Consider the following 17,101-nt stretch of genomic DNA (forward strand, 5'->3'; position numbering starts at 1 on the left):
TTGGCGGAGTGGACGGGACTCGAACCCGCGACCCCCGGCGTGACAGGCCGGTATTCTAACCAACTGAACTACCACTCCGCACAGTGCTTGTATACAAGCGAGGTTTTGAGTATTTTTAAAGGCTCCCCTTTACTATTAGCTTTACAGAAAACAGTACGCATTTGAAATTAGTGGCGGAGTGGACGGGACTCGAACCCGCGACCCCCGGCGTGACAGGCCGGTATTCTAACCAACTGAACTACCACTCCGCTATAATCTAATCTCATTCATCAACTTGTTCTATATCTATTGGCGGAGTGGACGGGACTCGAACCCGCGACCCCCGGCGTGACAGGCCGGTATTCTAACCAACTGAACTACCACTCCGCTATAATCTAATCTCATTCATCAACTTGTTCTATATCTATTGGCGGAGTGGACGGGACTCGAACCCGCGACCCCCGGCGTGACAGGCCGGTATTCTAACCAACTGAACTACCACTCCGCAGAGATATACGATGTAGAATAAATTGGCGGAGTGGACGGGACTCGAACCCGCGACCCCCGGCGTGACAGGCCGGTATTCTAACCAACTGAACTACCACTCCGCAGAGATATACGATGTAGAATAAATTGGCGGAGTGGACGGGACTCGAACCCGCGACCCCCGGCGTGACAGGCCGGTATTCTAACCAACTGAACTACCACTCCGCAGAGATATACGATGTAGAATAAATTGGCGGAGTGGACGGGACTCGAACCCGCGACCCCCGGCGTGACAGGCCGGTATTCTAACCAACTGAACTACCACTCCACACGTTTTATTCTACTTTCAACAACAAGTCGTTGAATGCGGCGGGAATAATACGGTTAACAGGCGGGTGCGTCAACCACTTTTTTGTATTCTTTTTACTGTATGTGTGTTTGCTGAGCAATACGACGAAAAACACAGCAAAAAATCACAATTATTAACTATTTTATTGCTTTTTTTTACGTCGAATAACAAAAAAAGCGATACCTGCGCCTAAAATAATGACTAAATTAACAATAATGGCGATCATTATATTCATTTCTTTTTTAGCTAATTGCTCTTGTTCATACTTCATTTTTGCTAGTGCCAATTCTTCTTCTAATTTTTTTATTGACGCTTCTTTTATCGCCAATGCAGCTTCTTCAGACGTTTTTACTTGTTCTTGAGCTTCATTTTCACCTTCAGACAAATCATTTACTCTTATCCCGCCTTTACGCTCAACATTAAAAGTAAATTCAGGTACAACCAAACGAAACTCTCTACCGTCAATTGTTTTGCCAAAAGCATTAATATTTAAACGGTGCATTCCTGGCTCAGTATAAGCAATTTTTTTTGTACGTTTAATCCCCTTTCCTTCTGTAATTGACAATGGATCTGCCTGCTTATCAGGAAAGGTAATTTTACCTTGAAAAATCATACTATCGGGATCTACATAAGTATCATCAATAGTGAAATGTATTTTATGAAATTCATTCTTATTCACTGTCTTATCGACTGTTATTTTGACAGGGACCTTATGCAAAATAATAGGCTTTTGTCTTAATTCCCTATTAGCCATCGGCATTTTAACTCGATAAATAGGTATCCACTCACCTGCTGCAAAATTAAGCTCAAATTCAGCAGTAAATATGCCATCTTTTGCATGCTCATCAAGTTCATACCCATCATCTCTAAATGAGCCTATTTCAACGGGTTTAGCGCCAAAATTGTCATAGTTAGAATTATTAGTACTATAAAAATCAATATCTAAGTCAATAACATCATCAAATCTAGGGTCATCAATCGCTTTTTCTCTGTTATATAACTTAGCAAACACTTTTAAAGTTTCGCCAGCGAGAATAGTCTTTGGTAAAGGCTCTACTTCAAGTCTAACCTCAGTGATCACCATTATTTTACTGTCAGGAGAAACCTCACCAACTGCCTGCCAAGGTCCAATCATAGGACTTTTCATTTTAATTAAATCAAAAGTTCTATCATCAAACCATTCCACTTCGTCTTTTGGAAAGTTATTTACTTTTAATTTGCTGCCATCAGGGCGAATAAGAATAACCGGTTGACTACCTGCTTTACGATAAAACAATAAGGTGACTTCATCTAACTGTGCATCAATTCGAAATCGATTATCTAGCAATGGAATTTGATTGGTTACATTGTCATTTTTATAGTATTCAATTTCAGTAATATTATCTTGTGCGTCAACTTGGTTGGATTGAACACATATAAAAAAAATGAATAAATAAAGACTATAGCAAGCTAGTTTTGCCGTTAATGTTGCCATAAAGGCTCGCTCCCTTTTTCTGCCACAATGGCAAGACGTTTTTTATGCTCTTCTAATTCATCGGCAGTAGCGTGAATAATCTTTAATTTAGTTCTATTTTCAGGTAAACGTCTAATCGCGTTTGCATCGGTTCCTTCTTGGTGGCCATCGCCAGCAGATAAGTCTAATGCTGACTGTTTACGCGTCATTTCTACATAAACAAATGCAAGCAACTGTGCATCAATTAACGCTCCATGATAAGTACGGTCAACTAATTTATCTACTTTGTAGAATTTTGCTAAATAATCGAGTGTTTTGGGTGATCCAAACTCATCTTTAGCAACTTGAAGCGTATCTGTTACTGTGCATATATCTTCTGTCATGGGTAAACCATTAATCATGGAAAATTCATGATTCATAAAGCCTATATCAAACTTTGCATTATGAATAACGAGTTCAGCGCCTTTAATAAAGTCAATAAATTCTTGTGCAACCTGATGAAACTGAGGTTTATCTCGAAGGAACTCATCTGTTAAGCCATGAATATTAATAACCTCTTGATCCATGACCATTTGCATACCATTTTGCATAGGTTTTAAATATACATGGTAAGTACGCCCAGTTAATTGGCGATTAACCATTTCGACACAGCCAATTTCAACAATACGATGCCCTTCTCGCGGGTTTATCCCTGTTGTTTCAGTATCAAGAATGATCAAACGTTGTTCTTGTAATTCTTCACTCATTACAAATTTCCTTATTGAATCTATTGAGACACTAACTAAGTTACTATTAAAAATAAAAACTTAATCAGGTAGTTTTTCTGGGAATTCTTCAATGTTAATTTGAATTCGTTTATTTGAATATAAGATTACTATTGCGATCATAACAAATACGCCATGAATAATAATCACAGGTAATTCGTATAAAATACCATAAAAATAAGCACCTAAAATAATTATCCAATCAAAACATAAAGCAACAGCAAGAAACGCTCTAATGTTTTGCCAACATTTTTTGACCCAAGACTGCGCATCAGGTCTTCTTAAACTCATAATAAGCACAACAAAAAGGCCAACAACGCCTGAAAGTAAACTGGTATAAAATAAAATAGGATCTGGATATACCCATTCAATCACTCCGACACGATCATTGAAATTGGTTACAGACATTATCCACACTATATATCCACGTAAAATAAAGACTAGAAATAGATAAAAAAACTTAGAAATTTTCACACAATCAAATTGATCAAAATCATTGGGCATATAACGCGCAAAACGTTGTCTATTATTCATTTATCTATTTTCAGTAACCTTATTGCGCTCATCTTCAAGAATTTTTTGCCCTGCGGTAATTGCTTTTACAGCTTTTGACCGAAACTCTCGATTAAACAAGGTATACACTACAGACAAACTCACGAAAATAAGCAACAACGGATGAAAGAACCATAAAACAACTGCGATCGCAAAATAATAAGCCCTTAAACCATAATTATAAGAATGTGCGGCTTGGTCTTGCACTATCGCCATTTGGTAAGCATATTTTTGGTGATTAACTTGAGGACCATTTTCACTAAAAGGGGCAGCGCCAATCATAACATTTAAAAAACCATATTGACGCATAGACCAAGTAAAGTGAAAAAAAGCCATCACAAAAATTATCACCAAAACACACAACTTTATTTGAATCATGCCGTGCTCAGGATATTCAGTGAAAGGAATTGTTGCTATTACTTGTTCGAGCTTTTCTACTTGGGAAAACAGCGTTAATACCCCTGCTAATACCAGCAAAGTTGTAGAAGCAAAAAAAGCAATGTTACGTTCTAAATTAGCTAATAAAGCCGCTTCAACCATTCTAAAGTCGCGCTCCATAGCTTCATACATCCAGTGAATTCTATGTTGATGTAAACTCCTAGCAATACAGTCATCCGTTTTAGCACGTTTTTTAGCGAACCAAGTGTATCCAGCCCAACAACAAACAAAGACCGTTAAAGCAAATATATCAAGAGAATAATTATACATAGTCCATCAAAAATGAATTTATTATAGGGCAATTATGCATCACGATACCTTAATTTTCGAGAGAAAAATCACGTTAAAATTATTCATCATACAAACTAAAATAATGATTTTATTAGGTTCTGTGATTCTTTGACTTTTGTTTTATGAACATTGGCGGGGTCTGTATTTAAAAAAGGTATATCACAGGTAATGATTTCCCATAAATAGACGACGAGCTAGTATATAGCGCATTACTCTCGAATTGTTTTGAATGTGTTTAAATTGAACAACATTCCAGTTAGAAAATGCAGCATCACGTATACTAGTCAGTGTGTTACTTTTAGCTAAATCAACAATCGGTTGTATTATTTACACTAATTTGACACAATTTAACCAACAAGGAATTGTAATGATACCAATGGATTAAGAATCCTCCATAGCGAACACTCCCATATGTCCTATAGGTGTCAGCATTAGATAATAAAAATAAACAAAAAGTAGAACGTTATGCTCAAAATAAGGAATAGCCTCACACTATGTGTTGCTGCCGTATTCTCGCTCGTAAGCCCGTTAATAATTGCACAAACTATTACTAACAACGACGAAAAAATCACACAATCTCTCACTATTCCCTACAGTCAAAAAAGCGCAATAATTGATGGCGAATTAAATGATCCAATTTGGTTAGAAGCAAATACTTTAGCGCTTAATATAGTTAATGATCCGTGGAATAACGAAGAAAGTCCGGTTCAAACTACCGCTAAAATAATTGAAAATGGTGAGTTTTTATACATTTCATTCATTGCTCAAGATCCTAACCCCGAAAATATACAAGCTTCTTTGGGAGACCGAGATACCAAATGGGGTGATGACTTAGTAGCCGTCAAACTTGACACATTTAATACTCGCCGACTGAATTATCAGTTTATGGTTAATCCATTTGGCGTACAAATTGATGCAATAAATAATGAAATCACTGGTGAAACTAACACCTCTTGGGACGGTATATGGCAGTCTTATGGAAAAATAACTGAACAAGGTTATCAAGTTGAACTAGCTATTCCCTACCGCATTCTAAACTTTGCAGATAATAACGAGAAAAAAACTTGGGCAATTGAACTGCTGCGTCTTTACCCTCGAGATACCCGTTTACGTATTTCGCATATGACATTAGATCGTAATAATAATTGTTGGTTATGCCAAGCACCTGAAATTAAAGGCTTTAAAAATGCAAAAGCCGGCAAAAAAATCATGTTAACCCCTGCAATTGTAGCCCAAAGAGATGAATCTAGAGATATCTATGATAGTAACGATAATTGGCACAGTGAAAATGATATTGATGCGGGCTTGGATTTACGCTGGGGAATAAATGCAAATACGCTATTAAATGTCACACTCAATCCCGACTTTTCAACAGTAGAATCAGATGCTGGCCAATTAAGTATTAATAAAACCTTTTCACTTTATTACGAAGAAAAACGGCAGTTTTTCACTGAAAATTCAGACTACTTCAGCTCAAATTACGATCTTGTTTATAGCCGAAACATTGCCGATCCTGATTATGGAGCCAAGCTTACAGGCAGCCAAGATAAACATAGTTATGGTGTTTTTGTTACTAATGATACTGAAACTAATTTTATTGTACCTGGAAACACCCAATCGTACATTGCTTCACTAAATACAGAAAGCCACTCTGGCGCTATTAAATATCGTTACGATGCTAGTGATGCACTATCTATAGGTGCAATTAGTACATTACGTAGTGCAGACAACTACCATAACTATGTTTTTGGTATTGGTGGTAAATATAAGTTTGATGATTCAAACAGTATATTAGCTCAATGGTTAAGCTCAGACACTAAACATTTAGGAAGTTTTCAAGACCAAGCATTGAAACTTAATTATATTCATGACTCTGAAGATTGGCGTATTGATGTAGAGCACCAAGATATTGGTAAAGATTTTCGTGCTGACTTAGGTTATATGCCATATGCGGACTATCAATCAGAACGAATTTTAGTAGATCGTTATTTTTACGGGGAAACAGATAGTATCTGGCAGGAAGCAACACTATCAGGTCAATGGCAAATAAAACATAATGATGATGGTGAATTATTAGAAAAAAGCTTAGCAAGTAGCTTTGGAATTTACGGTCCGATGCTCTCATATTTCGATATTATGTTTACACATGCTGAAAAAGTTGGCTTGCGTGAAAATGTAAGCTTAAAAGCTATTGATAACAACACTACCCTATTCATTGAAAACCAAGCTGTTTTTCATGCTGATATTCAACCAAGTAATAAACTATATAGTGCTATCGATATTACAATTGGGGATAAAATTGATTATGAAAACAATCGATTAGGTGACTATAAAGAAATAAGTGCCAATATCACTTATAACGCTACTAAGCATTTAGAAATCGATTTTTACCAAACATATGCAGAACTAGAGGCAGATGATGCGAATGTCTATAAAGCATCACTTACCGAGCTTAGATTAAGTTATCAATTTGATGTGCGTAGTTATATTAAACTCAATATGATTTATAGTAACATTAAAATAAATAAAGCTAACAACCCCTTAATTTATGGCGTATCTAAAAAGAATAACGATCTTTCGGCACAATTAATTTATGCATATAAAATTAATCCACAAACCGTATTTTTCTTAGGTTACTCTGACTTTAGCTATCAAGATGACGATTTAATGAATCTTGAACGTGCTGAACGTACTTTTTTTACAAAAATTAGTTACGCATGGCTACCATAGTAAAAACTCATGGAGAAAAACAATTGAAAACTATCGGTTTATTAGGAGGAATGAGTTGGGAATCAACCTTAAGCTATTACCAAACCATAAACCAAGGTATTAATAAAAAACTTGGTGGCTTATCATCGGCTAAAATCTGCTTGTACAGCGTTAATTTTGAAGAAATAGAAAAGCTACAACATCAAGGCAACTGGGAAGCAACTGCACAAATACTTTCAAAAGCGGCTCAATCGATTGAAGCGGGCGGTGCAGACTGTTTACTTATTTGTACGAATACCATGCATAAAGTATCTGACGCTATCAATAAGACAATTAACATTCCTCTACTTCATATTGCAGATGCTACTGCCGAGCAATTACAAAAACACAAAATTACTAAGGTAGGCTTGCTTGGCACAAAATTCACTATGGAGCAAAACTTCTATAAAGCTCGATTAACAGATAAGTTCAATATTGATGTGATCGTTCCTAAACCGAGTGATCGTGAAATTATTCATCAAGTTATTTACCAAGAATTATGTTTAGGGGCGATTAAAAATTCATCTAAAGAACAATACTTGGCTATTATTAATGAACTCCGTCAAAATGGCGCACAAGCCGTTATATTAGGTTGTACAGAAATAGCGTTATTAGTTAATCAACATGATACTGATGTATTATTATTTGACACAACAACTATTCACGCCCAAGCTGCAATTGAGTTTGCGACTCAGCAATAGTATTAACTTCAAGTAATTTAACTATGGAATTTATCAAATGTATTTTGACCATTTTAATATTAGTGCGCCACTAGACTTATTAACAATAGAAAAAGATTTTTGGTGCGACATATTAAACTTTAATGCGGGTTTTCGCCCTGCGTTTAATCATAATGGCTTTTGGCTATATGCTAATGGCACAGATAAAGCCATCATCCACCTCAGTGAAAGTAATATTCATGCACCTTCAGATAATAAACAATGTTTAGATCACGTAGCTTTTAAAGATAATGATATAAACAGCATAATTGCCAAATTAACAAGTAGACACATACCCTTTAAGCAAAAGCATATCGAAGAGCTTAATATGATCCAAATATTTTTTACTTCACCTGCTGGTATCGGTATCGAAATTAATGGCGAAAACGCTTAAGAAGTTTCTGCGTAGTGTTAGAATTCGGTTTTAGTAATTTATAGAAAAGAATACAGATGCCCGTGCCGTCATAGCGACAGTTTATGGGAGTGTTTCGACGGCCGTTCACATGCATTATTAGCACAATGTACTTACATGTTAGTCCTAAAACAAGGAGCATAGGTTGTACGCTCATACGGGTAACCCGTTTTACATGTCATTGACTTGCTCGGCACGAACATCTAAATACAGTATAGTAGCTGATTGAAAAAAACGGTGAATAAATTCCTCTTTATTCACACAATAGTGCTAAAAATTAGCTAAGGTATTGTTAATCTAATTAATGTTTTTTCAATTATTTTTATTTTTTAATTTGTTTAGCTTTTTTAAATCTATAACCACAGTTGATGATATTTTATCATGGATACATTGACGATTTGGATCCCAATAAATTTGCAAAAAGCCTAAAAGCCCGGTGGCAAGTCCCGCACCATAACCACCATACCGGCCAAAGCTATCCCACACAGACAATGGTGTACCATCGAGTTGAATCACCCTTACCTTCATTAAACGCTTACCTAGTGTTTGCCCTTTCCAAATAGAAGTCAGTACTGAAAAATATAATGCTGCCCAACCAAAGCTTAATCCAAGGTCTTTTATCACACCTTTAACCCATTCAATCCCTTTATATGACCAAGATTGCTCTTCTTTTTTGGGGGTAACAGGTTCTTCGATCTCTTCTTTTATGACTTCCACAGCAGGCATATTTACCGTATTTGCATTCGCTTGCTTAAATTCATCTGCCTCTTTAGATTCTGACAGTTCTTTATATATTGCCATTAAAGATATCATTAACGATGTTTGCTCTGTGTCAGTTAAACTCGTTTCTTCAATTACCTCTTTTAAAATAGGCTCCATTTCTTTAACAGGCAGCTTTACATCGGCATAATCAGAAAGCTTTGGCGATATCAATTCAAACCAACATTTCTCAGTTAAACACTCACTATTTTCCACCTCTGTTGTCATTCCAAACGTCATAGCACTTACTGCAAACGCGTTAATTGTGCTTAATTCCTGATTTACATTTTGTGTGGTTACGTCATCAGTAAACCATTGATTCACAGTAGGTGATATGTACGAGAACACGGTAAAAAATAAGATAAATGCGGAAAGTAAACGTAGCAATATTCCGCGTAGTCCTAATTTGGGTCGAGTGACAGTTTTACCATCTGATGTTTTTAGAGGTTTACTACCTAATCGGTAAAAAGTAACAGCGGCTAAAAGCGCTAATAATTCACCTGGGGTTTCGGCTAGTATTGAAATAAAAACAAAGTCTATTAACAACGCAATGGCACGCTTTCTAGGTGCGGCTAGTGGTAAGCCAAATAATGATTTATCAATTTCAAAAGCGAAAGGAGTCAGAACTTGTTTAGTTTCTTCTCTAGTTAAATAAGCCGTGTGATCTGATGTATTAGCTATTTTCTTACTAGTGGGCGTTACTATCTCACTTTGTTCTAAACTCATCACTTAAATCCAAATTATTGTTATTAGCCAAGCAGCTAGTTATTCCATTTTTATATATGAGATATAATAATATCACTTTATTTTATCTCAATTAAAGCTACTCTTAGACGGTATTTACGTAAAGTAATAAAAAATAGCCTGATGTAGGTTAATTAGTATAAAAACAAAAAGACGTCATAAATCTGCATCACAATACCGAAAGGAAAAGAGCATGCCAAATATTTTTCAAGATAATTCAACCTCTATTGGTAACACTCCAATAGTAAAATTAAACCGAGTAACAACGGGTAACATTTTTGCCAAAGTAGAATCAAGAAACCCAAGTTTTAGTGTAAAATGCCGTATTGGCGCAAACATGGTGTGGGATGCTGAAAAGCGTGGTGTTTTAACTGCAGGCAAAGAGATTGTTGAACCAACGAGTGGTAATACGGGCATCGCATTAGCATTCGTTGCTGCAGCTCGTGGCTACGCAATAACGTTAACTATGCCTTCAACAATGAGCTTAGAAAGAAGAAAGTTACTTTCTGCTTTAGGTGCCAAATTAGAACTTACTGAAGGCGCAAAAGGTATGGGTGGAGCCATTGCAAAAGCACAAGAAATTAAAGACTCTGATCCAGACAAGTATGTTTTGTTAGGGCAATTTGATAACCCTGCAAACCCCGAAATTCATGAAAAAACAACAGGACCTGAAATTTGGGAAGCTACGGAAGGTGCTGTAGACATTTTTGTTGCTGGTGTTGGAACTGGTGGAACAATTACAGGTGTTAGTCGCTACCTTAAAAAAGTTGCTGATAAAGAAATTATTTCTGTTGCTGTTGAGCCAACAGATTCACCAGTAATTACTCAAAAAAGAGCTGGCGAAGACCTAACACCTGGTCCACATAAAATACAAGGTATCGGTGCTGGTTTTATTCCTGGTAACTTAGATCTATCAGTTATTGATGACGTTGAATTAGTGTCTAATGAAGAAGCAATGGCAATGACCCACCGCCTAATGAAAGAAGAAGGTATACTTGCAGGAATTTCATCTGGCGCGGCTGTAGTTGCAGCTAAACGCATAGCTGAAAAACCAGAAAATAAAGATAAAAATGTGGTAGTAATTTTACCTAGTTCTGCCGAGCGTTATTTATCTAGCGCATTATTTAGCGATGTGTTTTCTGAAAAAGAATTAGTACAATAAACCTAAATTCTCTACTATTGAGAGTTTAGTTAAATAATTAATGGGCGCTTAAGCGCCCTTTTTTATACTTTCAAAATAACCAAAACCATAGAAATTAATATTATGATTGGGTTATGATGTGCTTATTGCTTTAAAAAGAAAGAAATAATATGCGTCACTATTTAGTTCTATTACTTATTCCGATTATGTTTTTATTATCTGCTTGTACAGATAATGAAGAAGAAATATCTGATATTGAAAACCCTGAAAAAGTTGCTGTTGCCTTTTTTGAAGCATTATATAACGAAAAAAATGCCAAAAAAGCCGCTTCGGTATGTTCACCAAGGCTTGCCAGAATTGTAAATCACTATAAGTCGCCTAACGCAATTGCACGCCATCTTTTTAATATGTCTTATGACAAAGTTGACATAAAACCTGATGACAGCGGAGTAAAAGTTCGTGAGCAATTTAAAGATGCAGCGGTTATCACTGTATATTTTGACGGCACTTATCAAAATGGTCGCTTTAAAAATGTAAAACGCCTTTCACTCATACAAATTGATGATCACTGGGTTATTGATAAAATATTAAAAGATCCTTTTTAATAGCAGCACCCTGTAATCTATAATAAAAAACGGTCAAATGACCGTTTTTTATTTAATGAGAAACTTGAATGATACTTAGTGCCCCAATGCTAAGCCTTCCCTTCTTGGGTCTGCCCCCCCTATCAATTTACCCTTTTTTATTTCAATAGCATGAAGTCCGCTATTTAAATCTCTAAGACTTATTTTATGTCCCATTTTTTCAAGCTTATCAGCGTGTTGCACTAATATAGTCCCTTGTTCAAGAGCTGTGCCGCCATTACGATTAGTAATTTTAGGTAAATTAATCGCTTCTTGTGGGTTAAGTTGCCAATCTAAAACACCAATAATGGTTTCAGCAACATAATCAATTATTCGACTGCCACCAGGCGAACCAACAACAAGCTTTAAGCTATTATCTTTATTAAAAACCATACTAGGAGCCATTGAGCTGCGCGGGCGTTTATTAGCTTCAACACGATTAGCAACCATTTTTCCTTGTCGTTTGGGTGATAAAGCAAAGTCTGTAAGTTGATTATTTAAAATAAACCCTTCAACCATAACAGCCGAACCAAAGGCCATTTCTACACTAGTCGTCATAGAAATTGCATTACCATATTGATCAACAATCGATACATGACTTGTAGAAGGCAATTCAAAACTGTCATTTTCTGCATAGGCAAGCGGAGTTGTTAGTTGCCCTGCTTCTGCTCGCCCCATATCTTTATCTAACGAAATTAACGATGAACGTTCCTTTAAATATGAAGCATCTAATAATTCTTCAGTCGGTACTTGAACAAAGTCACTATCCGCTAAATACATTTCACGATCAGCAAACGCTAAGCGAGAACTTTGAGCAAATAAGTTTAACGTTTGCGGATCAGAAAACTTTCTTTCATTTAACTTAAAAGGTTCCAACATCGACAATATTTGAATCACAGCAATACCACCAGAGCTCGGCGGTCCCATACCACACACTTTATACTCCCGATAAGGCCCACATACCGCAGTACGTTGTTTGGGTTGATAGGATGATAAATCATTTAACGCTAAGAGCCCTGGTGCAACAGGACTGTTATTGACAGCTTTAACAATTTTTTCAGCAATCCAACCTTCATAAAAAGGAGCTGTTCCCTTTTCAGCTAAACTTTTATATACATTAGCTAGTGCGGGGTTTTTTAATACCGTTCCCGCTTTGACGACATTACCTTCTGGGAAAAAATAGTGACGAATGGTGGGTAATAATTGTACCCCAGGGTTCATTTGTAAGGTCAGTAGCTTTTCAAGTCGCGGAGAAACAACAAAACCTTGCTCAGCTAACTTTATTGCATCTTTAAATAGCAATTCCCAAGCAAGCTTACCATGTTGATCATGCGCCATTTTAAGTGCAGCTAAAACACCAGGAACCCCTACTGAGCGACCACCTACAACGGCCTCTCTCCATGAAGCGACTTTACCATTAGCATCTACAAATAATTCACTAGTCGCTTTTGCTGGTGCTGTTTCTCTGCCATCAAATGTGGTCAAATCTTTTTGTTTTTGATCCCAATGTAAAATAAAAGCGCCGCCTCCAATACCTGACGATTGAGGCTCTACCAAGGTTAATACTAACTGCACAGCAATAGCGGCATCTATAGCACTGCCACCTTGTTGTAATATATTAAAGCCAGCTTCACTCGCATAAGGGTTAGCGGCTACCACCATGTATTTGTCAGCTAAAACCGCCTGTTTAGCTGTTATTGCTACAGTAGCTTCGGGCTCTCTAATTTCATGGGTTTGTGCATAACTCACCCCACAAAAAATACTTAAAATAGATAATGCTTTATAAAGTTTTTTCTTTATTAAGACTTTTTTCATTACATTAATTCTCTTTCTAAATAGGAATAAAACGTTGTTGAAATTGATTAAAAGCAACAAAGTTATCAAGCAATGCCGTATAACGGTCACTACAGTTTTCAAGTGCTGAAAGTGCATAGCAACATGCTTCTAATGTTGATAATGCGCCTGTTTTTTTAGTTTTTCTAATATGATACTGGCCAACATAATTATCAGACAAAGCGAAATGTTTCATGTCATGCAAAAATGTGTTCAATTGAAATAGTCGATATGCCTTTTTCCAAGTACCATCAAGTAACACAATACAGCTAATATCTTGTTCTACAATACTATTATCATTTTCAACTAAGGTCCTTTCGGTTATGACCTCAGCTTTATCGCTAGGATATAGCAACGCAATTTTATTTCGATATTGACATAATAAAGACTGTAAATCTTCCTCTTGCTCAAAATTTTCACCAACAAACAGGTGACACTTGTTAAGCGAGCCGAGTAATAAGGGCACCGTTGCTTTACTTTGCTTAACCTCACTAGGGTGCTGTAAAATAATAACATCAACCTGATTAATTGTTGATACCATAAACTGACAAATACAGCTAATTTCTGGTTTTAAACAGTGGCGACAATAATTACGAGACATAATTTAATATTGTTAAAGTACGAATATGAACTTAGCGGTAGTTTACTTAGATAAGTAGATAAAAACACGTTAAAATAAATTTTTCCTTTGCTGGCATTACCATACGTTAAATGATCATACTCAAAAAGTTACCCATCAACAAAAGCCACTTAGTTGCGCCATTACTAATTGTGATCATTGCCTTAACTGCCTTTTTCTTTAATAACGATGTAAGTGGACATTTAAGCTATAACCGAGAGCTAATTTATCAAGGTCAATGGTGGTTATTATTTACTGGGCACTTATTACACACAAACGACATGCATTTAGCGATGAATAGTGCTGCCGTTATACTGTTATGGGCATTGCATGGACAATTTTTTACATTCAAAAGTTATGTAGCTATTTGGCTATTAATCGCTTTAGGTACAAGTTTAGGACTTTACCTTTTTTCGCCATCAATGCTGAGTTATGTAGGTTTATCAGGCGTGTTACATGGATTTTTTGTCATTGGGGCGTGTAAAGATATTCAGCATAAAGAAAAAACCGGCTATCTATTGTTAGTAGCGGTTATTATAAAAGTTGCTTATGAACAAGTATTTGGACCCAGTGAAGAAGTCATACAACTGATAGAAGCCAATGTGGCGATAGATGCCCACCTATACGGATTAATAGGCGGCTTTATCGTATTTTCTGCTTTATATTGTCTTCAACTTAAATCTGATAAGGTTTCAAACTCGATAAAATAAAACCTTATTCAACGAAACATTAAAAATTTTCGGTATCGTTTTCGGCAATTTATAAGAATATTAGCCAAAAAACCAACTATGTAGCAAACGACCGGGCATAAAAGTAAAGCTTCCTGCAATTAATATCCCACCAATATATAAACCTAACATGCTTGATTTATGTTTCGCTATATTCCCATTACGTGCAGAAAAATAAGCACTTGGTACGGAATAGAATACAAGTAAACTAAAAAAATGAATATAACCGAAATGATTAAATAATGCGGGGCCAACTACCGACGACATGAATAAAGTCACAATAGCAGTTAGTAACATTAACGCCATGTAAATTTTACCAAGTAGTTTATGTCTTTTCGTGCCTTTGGGGTTTAAAAGTAAGTATGTGCCAATAAGAAAAGCAGGAAAAACTGTCGCTAAATGAAAATATGTAAGTTGCAAATAAGTCATAGTTATTTTACCTAATGAACGAAATTAACTCCCTGCCCTTAATAACTGAGCTACTATAAAAGTGACACATTACCATATTAAAAAAAGAGTGCTTGATATGTAGCGTACTAGAGATAGTGTTGATTTAGCAAAGAAAGTTTTCAAATTTTATTTATCAAACAAAATAATGTTGTCTAATACCAACATCACACTGGTAAAGTAAATATCTCCCTATTTAGCTAGAATCGGAACAAACCGAGTGAAAGGCCGTGTGCTTTTTGATATAACATATCAAAATCATTTAATTAATAACCTCGTTAGGACTATTCATGACTGTCAACCGTCTACTTGTTGGTTTAACAATTGGAACACTTTCCTTGTTAATCACAGCCTGCTCTACCACTATGAACAAACAAGCAACAATCCCCCCTGTTGTTTCAACAGCGACAACACCTAACAAACCTGAAGGTTTAGTGGTAGCAACATGGAATACAGAGCACTTAGCCTTCCCTATTTCTGACGGGTGCCGTGCTAGAACTGAAACAGAAACCATCCAATTAAAACAATATGCTAAGTCATTAAATGCTGACATTGTCGCTTTACAAGAAGTTGCCTCTACCAAGGCGGTTGAATTACTCTTCCCAAAAAGTGAATGGAACATCATCATGTCAGAAAGAGCTGACAGTCAAACGTATGACTGCCGTAAAACAGGAGCAAAATCAACGCAACAAAAAGTAGCCTTTGCCGTACGTAAAAATATTGAAATTTTAAATACACAAGCCTTTGACGCACTAGGATTACAACGCCCAGGCTTACGTTATGGTTTAGAACTCACGGTTGATTCACCTTTTGGCACAATGACTTTACTTAACGTTCACCTGAAAAGTGGCTGTTTTGTTGACAACTACTCACGAGCCGACTCTGATGCATGTAAAACCTTCGCTCAACAAGCTCCGCTTTTAGATAAATGGGCTGAGAATAAAGAACAAACTGGCATGCCGTATATGATTTTAGGTGACTTTAATCATCGTTTATCTGCATCTTATAATCATTTAACGCGTCAATTATCTGTTAACGCAAACAACAGCATGAGCAGTCTTGAAAATTTAGGGGCTGACATTATTGGTTGCCATCCATACTACCCTGCACCAATTGACCATATTTTAGCGGGCAACATGCCTAAAAAAGGCCTACACAAAACAGTAAAAATGCATTATTTTGACGATATGTCTCCCAAAGCAATGTTAAGCGATCATTGTGCCTTATCTGTTGAATTATCAAATTTCACTTACCCATTATCCAATGCAGTAAAATGGCAAACCACCAGTAAAGAATACCGTTACTTAACCTCAGTTACCTACAAACGTGCAACTCAAGCATTAGAAAATATGACCTTACCTAATACATCTTGGGCTGTAGTAATGGATGTAGATGAAACCGTGCTAGATAATAGTCAATATCAAGTGAATATAGAAAAAAATGGTGAAAATTACTCGCCAAAAACGTGGAGTGAATGGGTTGCCTCAGAAAAAGCAACGCTAGTACCTGGTGTTAAAACGTTTATTCAAGCCGTTTTCAAACAAGGCGGAAAGCTCGCGTTGATCACTAACCGCGATAGAGAGCAAGATAATCATACATGGAATAACCTTCGTGCATTAGGCATTCCAGTTTCAATAGAGAATACCTGTATATTGGGAAGAACGCCTGCAGATAAGGCGGCAATTGATGGTGATAAAATAATTAACGACAAAGATTTAAGACGCCAGCAAATACAAAACGGTACCGCTAACTGCTATACACCTAACAGTGAAAGAACATCATTGTTTCCAGATCTAACAATCATTATGCAAGTGGGTGACAACATAGAAGACTTCTCCGGTGTAACTCAAGAAGAAGCCGATATGGAAGCACTGCTACCACGTGCTAATAGTGAACTTATCTTACTGCCAAACCCAATGTACGGATCATGGTAATATATTTTAATAGTTTAAAAAAATTGCGTGAAAGCGAGAAAAATATCACATTTTAAATTCGATAGATAAAACTCAATTTTCT

Annotated in this window: 15 protein-coding genes and 7 tRNA genes; 7 read left to right on the top strand and 15 right to left on the bottom strand. The window is 36.4% G+C overall.

All coding sequences use genetic code 11. From position 1 onward, the window contains the following. Position 1 precedes the first annotated feature (1 nt). The 11 genes from IE155_RS17030 to IE155_RS17080 all read right to left on the bottom strand — a co-directional run bounded on the left by IE155_RS17030 (position 2) and on the right by IE155_RS17080 (position 4,291). Positions 2–78 (bottom strand) — tRNA-Asp (locus tag IE155_RS17030). Between the two features lie 93 nt (positions 79–171). Then, positions 172–248: transfer RNA gene (locus tag IE155_RS17035), tRNA-Asp, on the bottom strand. A gap of 41 nt (positions 249–289) precedes the next feature. After that, a tRNA-Asp gene (locus IE155_RS17040) sits at positions 290–366 on the bottom strand. A 41-nt stretch (positions 367–407) separates the two neighbouring features. After that, positions 408–484, bottom strand: a tRNA-Asp gene (locus IE155_RS17045). A gap of 26 nt (positions 485–510) precedes the next feature. Beyond that, positions 511–587, bottom strand: a tRNA-Asp gene (locus IE155_RS17050). A gap of 26 nt (positions 588–613) precedes the next feature. After that, positions 614–690, bottom strand: a tRNA-Asp gene (locus IE155_RS17055). Positions 691–716: 26 nt separating this feature from the next. Next, positions 717–793, bottom strand: a tRNA-Asp gene (locus tag IE155_RS17060). A 163-nt stretch (positions 794–956) separates the two neighbouring features. Then, entirely contained in the window at positions 957–2,288 is a 1,332-nt protein-coding gene (locus IE155_RS17065; RefSeq protein ID WP_189379464.1) for a TIGR03503 family protein, read from the bottom strand. Then, positions 2,276–3,013, bottom strand: coding sequence for a DNA polymerase III subunit epsilon (gene dnaQ / locus IE155_RS17070; protein ID WP_189379465.1), 738 nt, complete (start codon positions 3,011–3,013; stop codon positions 2,276–2,278). The genes IE155_RS17065 and dnaQ overlap by 13 nt, the downstream gene beginning before the upstream one ends. Before the next feature lie 60 nt (positions 3,014–3,073). Continuing rightward, entirely contained in the window at positions 3,074–3,565 is a 492-nt protein-coding gene (locus IE155_RS17075) for a DUF2919 family protein (RefSeq protein WP_189379466.1), read from the bottom strand. Further along, positions 3,566–4,291: a DUF599 domain-containing protein gene (locus IE155_RS17080; protein WP_189379467.1), complete on the bottom strand. Its 726-nt coding sequence runs from the start codon at positions 4,289–4,291 to the stop codon at positions 3,566–3,568. Between the two features lie 486 nt (positions 4,292–4,777). Here IE155_RS17080 and IE155_RS17085 point away from each other — a divergent pair, with 486 nt between their 5' ends. From IE155_RS17085 to IE155_RS17095, 3 genes are read left to right on the top strand one after another with little or no spacing between them, the layout of a single operon-like run. Then, a complete protein-coding gene (locus tag IE155_RS17085; RefSeq protein ID WP_189379468.1) occupies positions 4,778–7,042 on the top strand; it encodes a carbohydrate binding family 9 domain-containing protein in 2,265 nt (754 codons plus the stop codon). 23 nt (positions 7,043–7,065) lie between these two features. Beyond that, positions 7,066–7,761, top strand: a complete 696-nt coding sequence (locus tag IE155_RS17090) for an aspartate/glutamate racemase family protein (RefSeq protein ID WP_189379509.1) — start codon at positions 7,066–7,068, stop codon at positions 7,759–7,761. Positions 7,762–7,798: 37 nt separating this feature from the next. Further along, on the top strand, positions 7,799–8,173 hold the full coding sequence (locus IE155_RS17095; RefSeq protein ID WP_189379469.1) for a VOC family protein: 375 nt from the start codon (positions 7,799–7,801) through the stop codon (positions 8,171–8,173). 330 nt (positions 8,174–8,503) lie between these two features. Here IE155_RS17095 and IE155_RS17100 read toward each other — a convergent pair whose 3' ends face one another. Next, entirely contained in the window at positions 8,504–9,676 is a 1,173-nt protein-coding gene (locus IE155_RS17100; RefSeq protein ID WP_189379470.1) for an RDD family protein, read from the bottom strand. Between the two features lie 211 nt (positions 9,677–9,887). On the opposite strand from IE155_RS17100, the gene cysK reads away from it, so the two are divergent. Next, positions 9,888–10,856 carry a cysteine synthase A gene (gene cysK / locus IE155_RS17105; protein ID WP_189379471.1) on the top strand — a complete coding sequence of 323 codons (969 nt, stop codon included), beginning with the start codon at positions 9,888–9,890 and terminating at the stop codon, positions 10,854–10,856. A 149-nt stretch (positions 10,857–11,005) separates the two neighbouring features. Further along, complete coding sequence (locus IE155_RS17110) at positions 11,006–11,440, top strand: hypothetical protein (protein WP_189379472.1); 435 nt, start codon at positions 11,006–11,008, stop codon at positions 11,438–11,440. A gap of 75 nt (positions 11,441–11,515) precedes the next feature. Here IE155_RS17110 and ggt read toward each other — a convergent pair whose 3' ends face one another. Together ggt and IE155_RS17120 are read right to left on the bottom strand one after the other, a co-directional pair. Further along, positions 11,516–13,273, bottom strand: a complete 1,758-nt coding sequence (gene ggt / locus IE155_RS17115) for a gamma-glutamyltransferase (RefSeq protein ID WP_189379473.1) — start codon at positions 13,271–13,273, stop codon at positions 11,516–11,518. A gap of 16 nt (positions 13,274–13,289) precedes the next feature. After that, a complete protein-coding gene (locus IE155_RS17120) occupies positions 13,290–13,892 on the bottom strand; it encodes a tRNA-uridine aminocarboxypropyltransferase (protein WP_189379474.1) in 603 nt (200 codons plus the stop codon). Between the two features lie 110 nt (positions 13,893–14,002). On the opposite strand from IE155_RS17120, the gene rrtA reads away from it, so the two are divergent. Further along, a complete protein-coding gene (rrtA, locus tag IE155_RS17125) occupies positions 14,003–14,620 on the top strand; it encodes a rhombosortase (protein ID WP_189379475.1) in 618 nt (205 codons plus the stop codon). A gap of 60 nt (positions 14,621–14,680) precedes the next feature. Here rrtA and IE155_RS17130 read toward each other — a convergent pair whose 3' ends face one another. Beyond that, complete coding sequence (locus tag IE155_RS17130) at positions 14,681–15,067, bottom strand: DUF2306 domain-containing protein (protein WP_189379476.1); 387 nt, start codon at positions 15,065–15,067, stop codon at positions 14,681–14,683. A gap of 308 nt (positions 15,068–15,375) precedes the next feature. On the opposite strand from IE155_RS17130, the gene IE155_RS17135 reads away from it, so the two are divergent. Then, entirely contained in the window at positions 15,376–17,019 is a 1,644-nt protein-coding gene (locus IE155_RS17135; protein WP_189379477.1) for an HAD family acid phosphatase, read from the top strand. Positions 17,020–17,101 lie beyond the last annotated feature (82 nt).

The sequence above is a fragment of the Thalassotalea profundi genome (assembly GCF_014653195.1).
Classification (GTDB): Bacteria; Pseudomonadota; Gammaproteobacteria; order Enterobacterales; family Alteromonadaceae; genus Thalassotalea_B; species Thalassotalea_B profundi.

Bases quoted from the DNA above. Each gene is read 5' to 3' on its own strand.
- IE155_RS17085 (WP_189379468.1), top strand. From the start codon at position 4,778: ATGCTCAAAATAAGGAATAGCCTCACACTATGTGTTGCTGCCGTATTC.
- IE155_RS17080 (WP_189379467.1), bottom strand. From the start codon at position 4,291: ATGTATAATTATTCTCTTGATATATTTGCTTTAACGGTCTTTGTTTGT.
- IE155_RS17100 (WP_189379470.1), bottom strand. From the start codon at position 9,676: ATGAGTTTAGAACAAAGTGAGATAGTAACGCCCACTAGTAAGAAAATA.
- IE155_RS17130 (WP_189379476.1), bottom strand. From the start codon at position 15,067: ATGACTTATTTGCAACTTACATATTTTCATTTAGCGACAGTTTTTCCT.
- rrtA (WP_189379475.1), top strand. From the start codon at position 14,003: ATGATCATACTCAAAAAGTTACCCATCAACAAAAGCCACTTAGTTGCG.
- IE155_RS17120 (WP_189379474.1), bottom strand. From the start codon at position 13,892: ATGTCTCGTAATTATTGTCGCCACTGTTTAAAACCAGAAATTAGCTGT.
- IE155_RS17075 (WP_189379466.1), bottom strand. From the start codon at position 3,565: ATGAATAATAGACAACGTTTTGCGCGTTATATGCCCAATGATTTTGAT.
- IE155_RS17095 (WP_189379469.1), top strand. From the start codon at position 7,799: ATGTATTTTGACCATTTTAATATTAGTGCGCCACTAGACTTATTAACA.
- IE155_RS17135 (WP_189379477.1), top strand. From the start codon at position 15,376: ATGACTGTCAACCGTCTACTTGTTGGTTTAACAATTGGAACACTTTCC.
- IE155_RS17110 (WP_189379472.1), top strand. From the start codon at position 11,006: ATGCGTCACTATTTAGTTCTATTACTTATTCCGATTATGTTTTTATTA.
- cysK (WP_189379471.1), top strand. From the start codon at position 9,888: ATGCCAAATATTTTTCAAGATAATTCAACCTCTATTGGTAACACTCCA.
- ggt (WP_189379473.1), bottom strand. From the start codon at position 13,273: ATGAAAAAAGTCTTAATAAAGAAAAAACTTTATAAAGCATTATCTATT.
- IE155_RS17065 (WP_189379464.1), bottom strand. From the start codon at position 2,288: ATGGCAACATTAACGGCAAAACTAGCTTGCTATAGTCTTTATTTATTC.
- dnaQ (WP_189379465.1), bottom strand. From the start codon at position 3,013: ATGAGTGAAGAATTACAAGAACAACGTTTGATCATTCTTGATACTGAA.